Source organism: Eubacterium sp. AM05-23, assembly GCF_003477535.1.
GTDB lineage: Bacteria > Bacillota > Clostridia > Eubacteriales > Eubacteriaceae > Eubacterium > Eubacterium maltosivorans.
In genome coordinates this window covers 101,643-114,962 of sequence record NZ_QUDF01000006.1, presented here as the reverse complement: position 1 = coordinate 114,962, position 13,320 = coordinate 101,643, and the positions used below count along the sequence as shown (strand labels likewise).

The window sequence follows — 13,320 nt, the reverse complement described above, 5'->3', positions numbered from 1 at the left end:
GAGCCATGAAGGTTCGTTTTGCGCTGAAAGCGCGGACGAATTTCATGGTTTTTTTGTTGCTTTTTTATAGAGCGGAACGGGGGAGAGCAGGTATTGGAGTACGCTTAAGAAACAATCTAATTTATTTTTTAAAAAAAATGCTGCAGTTTGTGCTGGTAATATTTTTACTGTCATTGATTGTGTTTTACATGGCCCGGTTATCGCCGGGAGATCCGCTTCGGGCATATTATGGCGAGAGTGTTGAGCGCATGAGCGCTGAGCAGCAGGAAAAGGCCAGGGAAAAGCTGGGGTTGAATGAGCCGATCTGGGTTCAGTATGGCATCTGGGTTGGGGAGGCCTTTCACGGAGATTTTGGCATATCCTTCAAGTACAAGCAGGATGTCATGGGCGTCATTGAGGGGGTCTGGGCAAACACGCTGATTTTGGGAGGATTGTCCTATATTCTGACCTTTGCGTTTGCGCTGGTACTGGGCGTTTTCTGTTCCACCCACGAGGACTCGCCCATAGACCGGGTTATCTGCAAAGTTGGGACGATTACCAATTGTATCCCCTCTTTTTGGGTGGCGCTGGTTCTCATCCTGGTATTTAGTATTAATTTGGAGCTTCTGCCCTCCAGCGGGGCTTACGCCATGGGTCAGGCAGACAATGCCGCGAGCCGGGCCGCCCACCTGATTTTACCGTTGGCTGTTATGATCCTGGGGCATCTCTGGTATTACACCTATATGGTGCGAAACCGGATGCTGGAGGAGCTGCGTAAGGATTACGTGCTGCTGTGCAAGACAAAGGGAATGACCTGGCGGCAGATTGTATGGCGGCACTGCCTGCGCAACATCATGCCGACTTTCATCAGTATTATGGCTATCTCAGTACCTCATATTATCGGAGGGACCTACGTGGTCGAAAAGGTCTTTTCCTACCCGGGACTGGGGACGCTGAGCTTTGAAAGCGCGAAATACCACGACTACAACATGCTTATGGTGCTCTGCCTGCTGACCGGCATCGTGGTGGTATTTTCAAATATGGTCGCTCAGATTATTAATGATAAGATTGATCCGCGCATGAAGCACGAAAGGGGTGAGCTTTTGTGAAAAACGAAGCCTTTGAGCTGGTTGGACCAGACTACAGACCCATGGAGAAGACGGACATAACTCTGGCCAGAGGGCGTCTGAAGCGATTGAAGGGTGTTCCCTTTGCGGCGGCGGGCCTGCTGGCTGTCATTGTGCTGGGATGCGTGTTCTGTGAGGCGGTTATGAACCATGATCCGACCTATATGGATCTGGCAAACCGTGCAGCGCCGCCAGACAGCCGGTTTTATTTTGGAACAGATATGATGGGCCGGGATATTTTTTCCATGATCTGGTACGGCGGCCGCATTTCCCTGTTCATTGGCCTGGCGGCGACGGCACTTTCAACGCTGATCGCTGTTGTTTACGGCAGCATCAGCGGCCTTTCAAGTGAGTGGGTCGACGATGGCATGATGCGTCTTACGGAGATTATTCTGAGCATTCCGTCCATCCTGATCGTCATCTTTATCCAGGCTATCATCGGTCAGACAGGCCCTTTGACCATCGCTTTTGTCATTGGCGTAACCAGCTGGATGAACATTTCAAAAATTGTGCGCAGCGAGGTCAGGCAGATCCGCAACGCGGATTATATCCTGGCGGCAAAAACGATGGATGGCGATTTTTTCTACATTCTGAGGCGGCATCTGCTGCCAAATTTTGTATCGTCCATTATGTTTATGGTGGTGACAAACATCGGCGCTGCGATCGGGACAGAAGCAACGCTGAGCTTTTTGGGCATCGGCCTTCCCGTTGAGATTATTTCCTGGGGGAGTATGCTCTCGAACGCCGACCAGGCACTTTTGTCAAACGACTGGTGGATTATTCTGATACCAGGGCTTTTTCTGGTGGTGACACTGGTCTGTATTACGGATATCGGAAATTATATCCGTAAGCGCAATAACCGCGGTATGCGGGAAATTTAGTTTAAAACAGCGAAGGCTGTTATAAAAGTAAAAGGAGAAAGAAATGAAAAAAGTGAAAAAGCTGCTGGCGCTGGGTGTTGCCCTGGTGCTCACAGCAACAGTATTTGCAGGCTGCGGTAATAAGACAGCCGGCAAAGACGCAAAGGATGACAACACACTGGTGTATGGCAGCCAGGATTATACAGCGATCAATCCGGCACTGTATGAGCATGGCGAAATCAATCTGCTTTTGTTCGCTGGGCTGACAGCTCACGATGAAAATGACAAGGTGGTTCCGGGAATGGCAGAGAGCTGGGATTGGAACGCCGCTGATAACACCTACACCTTCCACATCCGGGATGGTATTACCTGGCAGGATGGTGAGAAATTCACTGCCAATGACGTCAAGTTTACACTGGAAGCAATTATGAATCCAGACAACGCGTCAGAAATCGCCTCAAACTATGAGGATATCACGAAAATTGAAGTGCCGGATGACCAGACTGTCAAAATTTCTCTCAAAGCGCCCAATGTTGCGATGCTGGACTATCTGACCATTGGTATTCTGCCGGCACACCTGCTGGAGGGCAAGGACCTGGCCACAGATGATTTTAACCGCAATCCCATTGGCACCGGCCCTTATAAGCTGGTATCCTGGGATGAAGGCCAGAGCATTACTATGGAAAAATTTGATAACTACTATGCAGGCGCGCCCAAAATCGACAAGGTTATCTTCAAAATTGTCGAGGATACCAAGGCCCGCGCCATGCAGCTGAAATCCGGCGAGCTGGATATGGCGCAGGTGCCGCCGAATGACGCCAGGCAGTTTGAGGGCAATGATGAATTTAAAATTTATGATATGAAGACAGCCGACTACCGGGGGATTCTGTATAATTTTAACAATGATCTGTTTAAAAACAACCGCGAGCTGCCAAACGCGCTGAGCTATGCCATTGACCGCCAGTCCACCATTGATTCCGTACTGCTTGGAGAAGGACAGCTGGCTTACTCTCCGCTTCAGGCAGGGCCTTATAACAACCCGGATATCGAGAAATTTGATTATAACCCGGCCAAAGCCCAGGAAATGCTGGAGGCCGCCGGATGGAAAAAAGGCAGCGACGGCGTCTATGAGAAGAACGGTACCCGTCTGGCCTTTAAAATTAATATTGCAGAGGGCGACCAGGTGCGTGTGGATATCGCCAATGTCGCGGCACAAAATCTGAAAGATATCGGGGTGGACGCAACGGTTTCCGTCAATGCTGAAACTGACTGGGCAGGCCAGGAAACTTATCTTATCGGCTGGGGAAGCCCCTTTGACCCGGACGATCACACCTACAAGGTTTTCGGAACAGACAAGGGCTCAAACTACAGTGGATACTCTAATCCCAAGGTGGACGAGCTGCTCCAGAAGGCCCGCGAAACCGATAATGACGCGCAGAGAATGGAATACTACAAGGCTTTCCAGGAAGAGCTGACAAAGGATATGCCTTATACTTTCATCGCCTATGTGGATGCTATCTATGTGGCTAAGGCCAATATTCAGGGGATTACCCCGGATACCATTTTAGGCCATCATGGCGTCGGTATTTTCTGGAATATCGCTGACTGGACTTTAAATTAAGCTGAAATTGGAGAATTGAGGACACTTGAAAAAACCTCAGTTCTCCTTTCTGCATTTTCATTAAGGAGAATACACGATGACAACATTACTGGAGATTAAAAATCTGTCTGTCAATATCGCAACAGATCAGGGCGATGTTCACGCAGTGCGGGACGTGAGCCTGTCACTGAAGCCTGGGGAAACCCTGGCCATTGTGGGAGAATCGGGCTGTGGAAAGTCTGTGTTCTGCAAAAGTATTCTGGGGATTCTGCCGGCAAGAGCAAGGGTAGCCGGCGGTGAAATTCTTTTTAAAGGCAGGGATCTCGCAGGGCTTTCAGAGAAAGAGCTGGAAGCGGTTCGGGGAAAGGAAATCTCCATGATTTTCCAGGATCCTGTATCCTCCTTAAACCCGACCATGTCCATTGGCAGCCAGATTGTGGAGGCGGTAAAAGCGCACCAGAAGGTGGACAGGGCAGAGGCGAGAGCGCTGGCAGTTTCGCTGATGAAGCAGGTGGGCATCGACGCGGCGGAAAAACGCTTTGGCCAGTACCCCCATCATTTTTCCGGCGGCATGCTTCAGAGAAGTGTCATTGCCATGGCACTTGCCTGTGGCCCGGATGTTCTGATTGCCGATGAGCCGACAACCGCGCTGGATGTGACCATCCAGTCTCAGATACTGGAGCTGCTTAAGAAAATTCAAAAACGGACAGGCGTGGCAATCCTGTTTATCACCCATGATCTGGGGGTGGTGGCCAGAATGGCAGACCGGGTAGCCGTGATGTATGCCGGCAAGCTGGCAGAACTGGGAACCACAGATGATATTTTTTATGATCCACGCCATCCGTACACCTGGGGGCTGCTGTCATCGCTGCCCTCCACCGATAGTGATGAGGAAACCCTGAACCCCATTCCCGGTACGCCTCCGGATTTGATCAACCCGCCAAAAGGCGATGCCTTTGCGCCGCGAAACCCCTATGCGCTGGCCATTGACTATGAGGAAGCGCCTCCGATGTTTAAAATATCCGATACACACTATGCGGCAACCTGGCTGCTGGACCCGCGGGCGCCGAGAATCGAACCGCCTGTGCGGGTGGAAAATGGCCGGGTCATCAAGCGACAGGAGGTCTTTTGATGAATGAGAATAAGCTGATTGAAATCCGGGACCTTAAAAAATATTACAGACTGGACAAGCACACTGCCGTTAAGGCAGTGGACGGCGTTTCTTTTGATATTTACAAAGGTGAAATTTTTGGCCTGGTTGGTGAGAGCGGCTCAGGAAAATCGACGACAGGTAAAGCGCTGGTGCACCTTTTTGAACCCACCGGCGGCTCCGTCTGTTTTGATGGATTGGAAATTTCGGATAAATCCGTCTACAGGAAAAACCGCAGGCGTATCACTGGAGAGATGCAGATGATTTTTCAGGACGCGGCGTCAGCCGTCAATACCCGTATGACCATTGGTGAGATCATTGCCGAGCCCTTCAGGATACGCAGCAGAAAGGCAGGAAAAAGAGAGCTTCGGGAAAAAGCGGCTGAACTCATGGCACTCACAGGCCTCAGCAGCAGTGTGATGGACCGCTATCCCTCCGAATTTTCCGGCGGTCAGCTTCAGCGGGCCTGCATCGCCCGGGCGCTGGCCTTAAATCCAAAACTGATCATCGCTGACGAGCCCATCGCCTCTCTCGATGTCTCCATTCAGGCACAGATTGTGAACCTTTTTAAAAAGCTGCAGGAGGAATGCGGCCTGACCTGTCTGTTTATAGCCCATGATCTGGCAATGGTGCGCTACATCAGTGACCGTATCGGCGTAATGCACCGCGGCAGGCTGGTGGAGCTGGCGCCTGGAAAAGAGCTGTTCAGCCATCCGGTACATCCCTATACCCAAAGCCTGATCGAGGCTATTCCAGTTCCGGACCCAAGAGCGACGCAAGCCCACAGTCAAACGAGGTACCAGCCTGAGAGGGGTGAGGGAAAGGCGGTATGGCGTGAGGTGTCGCCAGGACACTTTGTTTTTATGGCCGAGTAAGAGGAATAATAAAACCAGCTGGTCAGACCATTGATTTTTGCAGCGTTTAGGGGTACACTATGGGTAATAATTGATCCAGAAAGAAGGAATTACCATGAATATTGTATTGTTAGAATCCCTGGCAGTTGACGACGAAACGCTGGAAGCGCTGGTAAAGCCCCTGACAGACGCGGGCCACAGCTTTAAGGCCTATGAGCGAAACGACGATCCGCAGATTCTGATCGAGGAGGCAAAGGATGCTGACATTCTGATGCTTGCCAATATGCCGCTGAAGGGAGAGGTGATCGAAGCCTGTGACCATCTTAAATATATCGATGTTGCCTTTACTGGGGTAGACCATGTGGATCTGGAAGCCGCCAGAAAAAAGGGAGTGGCAGTCAGCAACGCATCGGGCTATTCTAATGAGTCGGTGGCTGAGCTGGCCATCGAAATGATGCTTTCCCTGTTACGCAATGTCCCTCAGATGGATGCCCGCGCCCGCGACGGGAAAACTAAGGACGGTCTGGTGGGCAGCGAGCTCAAAGGAAAAACGGTTGGAATTATCGGTACAGGAGCTATTGGAAGCCGCACCGCCGAACTGTGCCGTGCATTCGGCTGCCGGGTTATTGCCTACAATGGTTTTGGCAGCGGCAAAAACAAGCCGGATTACATCACATATATGCCTTTAAAGGAAATGCTTGAGCAGTCTGACATTGTCACGCTGCATTGCCCGCTGACAGATCAGTCGCGGGGGATGATCAACGCTGAGACCATCGCTTACATGAAGCCTACCGCTTATCTGATCAATGCCGCCAGAGGCCCGGTTGTTGATTCACAGGCACTGGCCGATGCGCTGAACAATGATAAAATCGCCGGAGCCGGCATCGACGTTCTGGAAATGGAACCGCCATTCCCGGCAGAGCATCCGCTGCTTAAGGCAAAACACACCATCATTACGCCGCACATCGCCTTTGCCAGCAAGGAGTCCATGAAAATCCGGGCGGATATTGTTTTCAAGAATATTGAAACCTGGATGGCAGGAGAACAGCAGAATATTATACTGTAAGAATAAAAAAACCGAGCCGCTGTTTTGCGGTTCGGTGTTTTTTTATCCGGGCATGAGCTGCTTATGCCGGAATCGCCAGTAGAGGAGCCCGGTAATATCGGCCAGAAACCAACCGATAGGGATGGCCCACCAGATGCCCAGGAGGCCGACGGCGGGAACCGGCGCCAGAAGGTAAGCCAGCGCGACTCGTGTGCCGAGAGAAATCACAGTCAGCACTACGGAAATGCCAGGACGGCCGATACCCCGGTAAAGGCCGTAGAGCAGGAAAAGACAGCCGATACCGCAGTAGCAGGCCCCTTCGACTTTTAAATAGACGGTGCCGATGGCGATGATTTCCGTCTCCTCTGGTCTCACAAAAATCAGCATCAGGGAGCTGCCGAAAAAGAAGACAATAACAGAGATAAGGATGCAGAACACAAGCGCTGTCAATATTGCACAGCGGATTCCCTTCTGAATACGGTCAGCCTTTCCCGCGCCGTAATTCTGGGCGATATAGGTTGAGAAGGCATTGCCGAAGTCCTGCACTGGCATGTAGGCAAAGGAGTCGATCTTTACCGCCGCGGCAAAAGCCGCCATAACAGACACGCCGAAGCTGTTGACCAGCCCCTGAATCATGAGAATGCCAAAGTTCATGATGGACTGCTGGACACAGGTCAGCAGGGAATACTGTACAACGTCCTGTACAATGGCCTGGTTAAACCGGAGATGCGTACGTTTCAGCCGAAGCACCGGGATTTTCAGAAAACTGTAAATACCAATGGAAACGGCCGAGACCCCCTGGGCCGTTATGGTCGCCAGCGCCGCTCCGGAGACCCCCATATTAAAGCGCAGGATCAGAACAAGATCAAGAATAATGTTTAAAATTGCCGAGACAGCCAGAAAGACCAGCGGCACCACGGAGTTGCCAATACCCCTTAGCAGAGAGGCAAAGTAATTATAGATAAAGGTAAAACCAATACCGCCGAAGATAATGAGCAGATAGGACCGGGTGTATTCCAGGATAGAGGCGGGGATCTGCAGTACCCGCAGCAAAGGGTCGATGAAGGCAAAGGCCAGAGTGTTGATAACAAGGGTAACCCCCGCAATGAACACAAAGGCGATAAAAAAACTGGTTTTTAAATCATCCTCGCGTTTTGCGCCGTAGAGCATGGAAAAAACAACGCTGCTGCCCATACACAGTCCTAGGATAATGGAAGTTAAAAACACCATGAGAGTAAAGGAAGAGCCTACGGCCGCCAGTGGCCCCGCGCCGAGAAACTGGCCGACGATGAGGGTATCCGCCACATTATAAAGCTGCTGAAGCAGGTTGCCGAGAATCATGGGGCCGGCGAACAACAGCATTCCTTTTGTGACGCTTCCGGCAGTGAGGTCTCTTTGCATAACAATCTTATCCTTTCGATTCGAAATATAAAACTTACTATTTGTAAATATTATATTTCCTAAACAGCAAAAAGTCAAAGAAAATCTTACGGAAAGAAGGGGTTGCCTTTTGTTATGAAACGCGGTAAGATTAAATAAATATTTTGTGAGGGAGAACCATCATGTTTTTAAGCGGATTAGATGAAACAGATCAGCAGATTGTAAATCTGCTCATTAAGAACGCGCGGATGTCCTATTCGGATATCGGGGAAGCGGTCGGGCTGTCCCGGGTAGCGGTTAAGGCCAGGATCAGCGCCCTTGAAGACAGAGGAATTATAGAAGAGTATACGACCATTATCAACCCGCAGAAGATCAGCGGGGCCATCTCCTGTTATTTTGAACTGGAAATGGAGCCCGCTCGATTTGCAGAGGTGGTGAATATCCTGAATAAAAACGATCTGGTCACTCAGATTTATCAGGTATCGGGAAGGAGTAAGCTCCATGTCCACGCTGTGGCTGCAGGTAATGAGGAGATGGAAGAATTTTTAAACTGCGTGATTTATTCTCTGCCAGGCATCCGGGAGATGAGCTGTAATGTTATTTTATCACGTATTAAAGATATAAAGGGGCTGAGACTGTAGCCAAAGGCAGATACCTGTAACCGGGAATCTGCCTTTTTTTATTGACGGTAATCAGGTATAATTAAAAAAGATTAATGTAAAGGAGAAGCAATATGAAAAAAGGAGTGGTCTTTGTTCTGATGGCCGTGATGATGCTTGGGATACTCACAGCCTGTACGGCAAAAGATAATGGAAAAGCAGACGCGGGAAAGTCAACGCCGAGTGTGACGCCGACGCCTGCCCGCACGCCAGAGCCCATGCCCGGCATGCTGATTGGCAGCGGTGACGGATACAGTAATTTTGCTTCGGAGCTTTACTCTAAAAGCGCCGAAGCGGAGAAGGATAATTTTCTGATCTCTCCGGCATCAGCCTATTTCGCGCTGTCCATGGCGGCAAACGGCTCAGATGCTGAGACGCAGAAGGCTTTTGAGATAGTACTGGGTATGCCGGTAGACCAGATGAACGCTGCCTGTGAGCAGCTGCTCCCGAAGCTCAGGATGCGCTCGGAAGATGGGGGAAGACTGAATATTGCCAACGCTGTCTGGCTCAATGAGACTTTGGAGGTCGGGGATAATTTTATCAATACGGCCAAAGAAATTTATGAAGCGGAAATATTTGAAGCGGCGCTCAGTGAGTCCGCAGACGACGTGAACAGCTGGGTATCTGAGAAAACCAATGGAATGATTCCACAGATGTTGGATGAGGAGCCTGGAAGCGATATCGCCATGCTTTTGCTCAATGCCCTGTATTTTAACGGTGTCTGGGATACACCCTTTGATGAGAGTCTTACAGAGGACCGGATATTTTACAGAGAAGACGGAACAACTGTGGAGCTCCCCTTTATGAACAAGCATGAGGACAGGACGCAGTACATTAAAACAGAGAACGCCGAAGGGGTCAGGCTTTTCTACAATGATTACAGGCAGTCCTTCGTTGCGCTTCGGCCAACAGATGGAAAAAGTATTCATGAGTTTGCCGCGGCTTTTGAGAAGGACACGCTGAAAAATGCTCTGTCCGCGGCAGAAATGCGGGATGTGGATCTGTCCATGCCAAAATTTGAACAGGAGGATGAAATTGACATGAGTGACCTGCTCAGAGATATGGAGCTCGGGATAATTTTTGATCAAAACCAGGCAGATTTTTCTAAAATGGGAACAATGAATGGATATCCGTTATTTGTTTCAAAGGTTATTCAGAAATCTGCTGTCAGGGTAGATGAGCGAGGAACAGAGGCCGCCGTTGCTACAGAGGTGGAAATGGATACGGCAGCCCTGCCGATGGAAAACCAGAAGGGACCAGTAAAGCTGGTCTTGGACTCACCCTACGCCTACTTTATTATGGACAGTGAAAGTGGCATTCCACTTTTTATGGGCGTTATGGATGACCCTTCATGAACCAGGAACGCGCAGCTCTAATTTGGATAGTAGTTAATGACCATAAATTTGAGAAGGGTATCCAGCCGGTTGGTATAGGTATGGCCGATGGATGAATCAAAGACCAGAGAATCGCCCTCCTGCAAAGTGTAATCGCCGTTCTCAGTATCGAGGACAAGCTCGCCCTTGATGATGTAAATATATTCCTGAGCTTTTTCGGAATGTCCGATGGATTTGTTGGAAGCTCCAGGGTCCAGCTCGACATAGAACAGCTCAAAGTTACGCACGGGTGTAGTTTTATAATAGCAGTACACCCGGTAAGCATCGGTTTCGCCGGTCTGGGCCTTTGGCTCAGACCGGCGAACGACCGTTGCCTCTTTCTCGACGCCATCGATCAGTCTTGTGTAGGGAACTTTCAGACCGTTTGCGATTTTCCAGATGGTGTTGATGGTGGGATTGCTGTTCCCTTTTTCAATATCCGAAAGCATGGCCTTGCTGATGCCGGATTCTTTTGAGAGCTGGCCCAGGCTTAAATTCCGTTCATTCCGCAGCTCTCTCAGATTAAATGCAATGATTTTGCCTAATTCCATAAAATTCTCCTTTTTGACTTGACAAATATATCGAACGGTCGTAAAATATACAAAACGATCGGTTGATATATCGAACGAATGTAAGATATGATAATGTTATTGTATTCAATTTTCCGTACAAAATCAAGGATAAATAAAAGGAGGCGTTGGTTAATGAAGATGAAAGCGTTCAAGGCAGCCCTGCCATATACTATACCAATTTGTGTGGGATTTCTTTTTCTGGGAATGTCCTATGGGTTTCTCATGAGGAGCAAGGGCTTTTCCTTTATTTATCCAACCTTGATGAGCCTGTTTATCTTCGCAGGCTCCATGGAATTTGTCACGGTCAATCTGCTGCTGTCGGCCTTTAATCCAGTGTATACTTTTTTTCTGACGCTTATGGTAAATGCCCGGCACCTGTTTTACGGCATATCTATGCTTGAAAAATATAAAAACTGTGGCTGGAAAAAGTTATATCTGGTCTTTGGGATGTGTGATGAATCTTTTTCCATCAACTGCACAGTGGCGCCGCCGCCAGGCATTGACCGCGGGTGGTTTATGTTCTTTGTAACGCTGCTTAACCATATTTACTGGGTATCGGGTGCGCTGCTGGGAAGTCTTTTGGGATATATCATTCACTTTAATACCAAGGGGATTGAGTTTGTCATGACAGCGCTGTTTGTAGTCATGCTCATCAACCAGTGGGAGGAAACCAGCGATCATCGGCCTGTCCTTATCGGAATCGGCTGTTCTCTGGCCTGTCTGTTTTTATTCGGAAGTCAGAATTTTATGCTGCCAGCAATGGGGGCTATTATCCTCTGCTTTTCATTAAACCGGGAGCTCAGGAAAAGAGGGAAGGAGGTTCTTCGATGATGACAACAACACAAAGCATAATCACCATTTTGATCGTGGTGTTTGGCACGATATTAACCCGCGCTGTGCCGTTTTTCGTTTTCCCTGATGGTAAAACGCCGCCGGCTTATATCCGGTATCTCGGGACCGTACTACCCTACGCGGTCATCGGGCTGCTTGTTGTCTACTGTCTAAAGGATTCCTTCAGCGGGAGTTTTCACGGTCTTCCAGAGCTCATCGCGATTCTCTGCATTGCTGTAATTCATAAATGGAAGAAGAATACTCTTCTGAGCATAGGTGCAGGTACGGCGATCTATATGATGCTGGTACAGGTTTTGTTTTAATCTCCCTTCACAGCGTGGAGACGGTAGATTATATGGTTACATCCCTCTAAAATCTCTGCTGTCATACGCGATACAGCGCTTCTGTCTTCTTGGGTGTAAGCGTTTTTAGATTTTGCGGATACCTCCGGGCTAAGATTTTGTTTTTATATTTATGCATTATAGCATCTGCGGGATATTGCACAATGAAATTTGTCTTTTGGGCTTCAGCTTTGTTCCAGCGTTGAAAAGAAAAAGCTTTTATGGGATAATGAACCATAAACTTTGCGAGAGGAAGAGGGCATGAAGGAAACCAAAGAAGCGGATATTATCCGGGGTGGGGACGCGGTTCAGATTGTGAGAAAAACCCTTGGACTGGTGGATGAGCGGCTGGTGAATCATGGAGAGCGGGTCGGCTATATGCTGTATCAGATGCTCAGGGACAGTGAACGCTACAGCGAAGAGGAAGCGCTTGAAATTTTCAATCTCGGTGTTTTTCATGACATCGGCGCGTATAAAACCGATGAAATTGACAAAATGGTCAAGTTTGAGGCAGACAACGTCTGGGAGCACTCAATTTACGGCTACCTGTTTTTAAAATATCTGTCGCCGCTGAAGGAACAAGCAGAGGCGATTCTGTTCCATCATCTGAATTATGACCGCTATGATAAATTGGAAACTGATTTTAAGGATATTGCTCTGATGATCAAGCTGACAGACCGGGTGGATATCAGCATGCAAGGTCGCGGCGGAGTTTTTGATTTAGAGGAAATTACAGATGGGGCAGGCAGCCGGTTTGACTCAGAGCATGTGGATCTGTTTTTAAAGGCTAACGCGAAATATCAGATCATTGAGCACTTAAACAGCGGAGCCTATGAACAGGAAATAGAGGAGATTCAGAAAAAGCTGGTGCTGTCATCGGAAGATATCGATCTTTATCTCCAGATGCTGGCATATTCCATCGACTTCAGAAGTGAGTACACGGTTACCCATACGGTAACCACGGTGGGGATCAGTGTTGAAATTGCCAGTCTTCTGAACTATTCCGCCGAAGACAAGGAAAGAATTTATTACGGCGCACTGCTTCACGATGTGGGTAAAATTGCCATTCCCCTTGAAATACTGGAGTATCCTGGAAAACTGAGTCCACAGGCCATGAAGATTATGAAGACCCATGTGCAGATTTCGGAGGATATCCTGCGGGAAGCTGTAGCTGACGATATCTGTGAGATCGCAATACGACATCATGAAAAGCTGGATGGCTCTGGTTATCACAGAGGGCTGGCTGCAATGGAATTGACGGAAGGCCAGAGGATCGTGGCTATTGCCGATGTGCTCAGCGCTCTTCGGCAGCGCAGGAGCTATAAGGAGGCCTTCCCCAAGGAAAAGATCATCGAGGTATTAAAGGAACAGAGTGAAAAGGGTAAGCTCTGCCCGGCAATCTGCAAGCTGGTGATCGACCATTACGACGCCGTGATGGAAAACGCGGACAGCAGCTGTGAGGCTTTCTTAAGTGTATACGACAATCTGCTGCTTGAATATGAGCGTATCTACAATCTGATTAGTAAGCTATAAAAAACAGGAGGCGGAC

13 protein-coding genes are annotated in these 13,320 nt (G+C 49.0%); 11 read left to right on the top strand and 2 right to left on the bottom strand.

Annotated features, from left to right (window positions below; translation table 11 throughout):
- Nucleotides 1-5: 5 nt before the first annotated feature.
- The 6 genes from DW091_RS09820 to DW091_RS09795 all read left to right on the top strand — a co-directional run bounded on the left by DW091_RS09820 (nt 6) and on the right by DW091_RS09795 (nt 6,636).
- Complete coding sequence (locus tag DW091_RS09820; protein ID WP_118518054.1) at nt 6-1,088, top strand: ABC transporter permease; 1,083 nt, start codon at nt 6-8, stop codon at nt 1,086-1,088.
- Nucleotides 1,085-1,987 (top strand): ABC transporter permease, encoded by a 903-nt coding sequence (locus DW091_RS09815; RefSeq protein ID WP_083337019.1) that lies wholly within the window; start codon nt 1,085-1,087, stop codon nt 1,985-1,987. The genes DW091_RS09820 and DW091_RS09815 overlap by 4 nt, the downstream gene beginning before the upstream one ends.
- A 43-nt stretch (nt 1,988-2,030) precedes the next feature.
- Nucleotides 2,031-3,587 carry an ABC transporter substrate-binding protein gene (locus DW091_RS09810; RefSeq protein WP_118518053.1) on the top strand — a complete coding sequence of 519 codons (1,557 nt, stop codon included), beginning with the start codon at nt 2,031-2,033 and terminating at the stop codon, nt 3,585-3,587.
- Nucleotides 3,588-3,663: 76 nt separating this feature from the next.
- Nucleotides 3,664-4,698: an ABC transporter ATP-binding protein gene (locus tag DW091_RS09805; protein WP_118518052.1), complete on the top strand. Its 1,035-nt coding sequence runs from the start codon at nt 3,664-3,666 to the stop codon at nt 4,696-4,698.
- Nucleotides 4,698-5,591 (top strand): ATP-binding cassette domain-containing protein, encoded by an 894-nt coding sequence (locus DW091_RS09800; protein ID WP_058696205.1) that lies wholly within the window; start codon nt 4,698-4,700, stop codon nt 5,589-5,591. The genes DW091_RS09805 and DW091_RS09800 overlap by 1 nt, the downstream gene beginning before the upstream one ends.
- 94 nt (nt 5,592-5,685) lie before the next feature.
- Nucleotides 5,686-6,636 (top strand): 2-hydroxyacid dehydrogenase, encoded by a 951-nt coding sequence (locus DW091_RS09795; protein WP_058696204.1) that lies wholly within the window; start codon nt 5,686-5,688, stop codon nt 6,634-6,636.
- 42 nt (nt 6,637-6,678) lie between these two features.
- Here DW091_RS09795 and DW091_RS09790 read toward each other — a convergent pair whose 3' ends face one another.
- Nucleotides 6,679-8,016, bottom strand: a complete 1,338-nt coding sequence (locus DW091_RS09790; RefSeq protein WP_118518051.1) for an MATE family efflux transporter — start codon at nt 8,014-8,016, stop codon at nt 6,679-6,681.
- A 161-nt stretch (nt 8,017-8,177) separates the two neighbouring features.
- Here DW091_RS09790 and DW091_RS09785 point away from each other — a divergent pair, with 161 nt between their 5' ends.
- Together DW091_RS09785 and DW091_RS09780 are read left to right on the top strand one after the other, a co-directional pair.
- A complete protein-coding gene (locus DW091_RS09785; RefSeq protein WP_058696202.1) occupies nt 8,178-8,636 on the top strand; it encodes an Lrp/AsnC family transcriptional regulator in 459 nt (152 codons plus the stop codon).
- Between the two features lie 92 nt (nt 8,637-8,728).
- Nucleotides 8,729-10,009: a serpin family protein gene (locus DW091_RS09780; protein WP_118518050.1), complete on the top strand. Its 1,281-nt coding sequence runs from the start codon at nt 8,729-8,731 to the stop codon at nt 10,007-10,009.
- Nucleotides 10,010-10,026: 17 nt separating this feature from the next.
- Here the strand turns inward: DW091_RS09780 and DW091_RS09775 are convergent, their stop codons facing one another.
- Nucleotides 10,027-10,578: an XRE family transcriptional regulator gene (locus DW091_RS09775; RefSeq protein WP_058696200.1), complete on the bottom strand. Its 552-nt coding sequence runs from the start codon at nt 10,576-10,578 to the stop codon at nt 10,027-10,029.
- 153 nt (nt 10,579-10,731) lie between these two features.
- Between DW091_RS09775 and DW091_RS09770 the strand changes: the two genes are divergently transcribed.
- The 3 genes from DW091_RS09770 (at nt 10,732) to DW091_RS09760 (ending at nt 13,304) form a co-directional block, all read left to right on the top strand.
- The gene (locus tag DW091_RS09770) at nt 10,732-11,430 is read left to right on the top strand and encodes an AzlC family ABC transporter permease (RefSeq protein ID WP_347561013.1); all 699 of its coding nucleotides are present in this window, start codon (nt 10,732-10,734) and stop codon (nt 11,428-11,430) included.
- Entirely contained in the window at nt 11,427-11,753 is a 327-nt protein-coding gene (locus DW091_RS09765) for an AzlD domain-containing protein (protein ID WP_341473475.1), read from the top strand. Before DW091_RS09770 ends, DW091_RS09765 begins: the two co-directional genes overlap by 4 nt.
- 279 nt (nt 11,754-12,032) lie before the next feature.
- Nucleotides 12,033-13,304, top strand: a complete 1,272-nt coding sequence (locus tag DW091_RS09760; protein ID WP_118518049.1) for an HD domain-containing phosphohydrolase — start codon at nt 12,033-12,035, stop codon at nt 13,302-13,304.
- The last annotated feature ends 16 nt before the right edge of the window (nt 13,305-13,320 follow it).

What these genes read in the sequence shown, in the direction of transcription:
- DW091_RS09780 (WP_118518050.1), top strand. Translation starts at nt 8,729, where the DNA reads ATGAAAAAAGGAGTGGTCTTTGTTCTGATGGCCGTGATGATGCTTGGG.
- DW091_RS09760 (WP_118518049.1), top strand. Translation starts at nt 12,033, where the DNA reads ATGAAGGAAACCAAAGAAGCGGATATTATCCGGGGTGGGGACGCGGTT.
- DW091_RS09765 (WP_341473475.1), top strand. Translation starts at nt 11,427, where the DNA reads ATGATGACAACAACACAAAGCATAATCACCATTTTGATCGTGGTGTTT.
- DW091_RS09785 (WP_058696202.1), top strand. Translation starts at nt 8,178, where the DNA reads ATGTTTTTAAGCGGATTAGATGAAACAGATCAGCAGATTGTAAATCTG.
- DW091_RS09775 (WP_058696200.1), bottom strand. Translation starts at nt 10,578, where the DNA reads ATGGAATTAGGCAAAATCATTGCATTTAATCTGAGAGAGCTGCGGAAT.
- DW091_RS09805 (WP_118518052.1), top strand. Translation starts at nt 3,664, where the DNA reads ATGACAACATTACTGGAGATTAAAAATCTGTCTGTCAATATCGCAACA.
- DW091_RS09800 (WP_058696205.1), top strand. Translation starts at nt 4,698, where the DNA reads ATGAATGAGAATAAGCTGATTGAAATCCGGGACCTTAAAAAATATTAC.
- DW091_RS09770 (WP_347561013.1), top strand. Translation starts at nt 10,732, where the DNA reads ATGAAGATGAAAGCGTTCAAGGCAGCCCTGCCATATACTATACCAATT.
- DW091_RS09810 (WP_118518053.1), top strand. Translation starts at nt 2,031, where the DNA reads ATGAAAAAAGTGAAAAAGCTGCTGGCGCTGGGTGTTGCCCTGGTGCTC.
- DW091_RS09820 (WP_118518054.1), top strand. Translation starts at nt 6, where the DNA reads ATGAAGGTTCGTTTTGCGCTGAAAGCGCGGACGAATTTCATGGTTTTT.
- DW091_RS09795 (WP_058696204.1), top strand. Translation starts at nt 5,686, where the DNA reads ATGAATATTGTATTGTTAGAATCCCTGGCAGTTGACGACGAAACGCTG.
- DW091_RS09790 (WP_118518051.1), bottom strand. Translation starts at nt 8,016, where the DNA reads ATGCAAAGAGACCTCACTGCCGGAAGCGTCACAAAAGGAATGCTGTTG.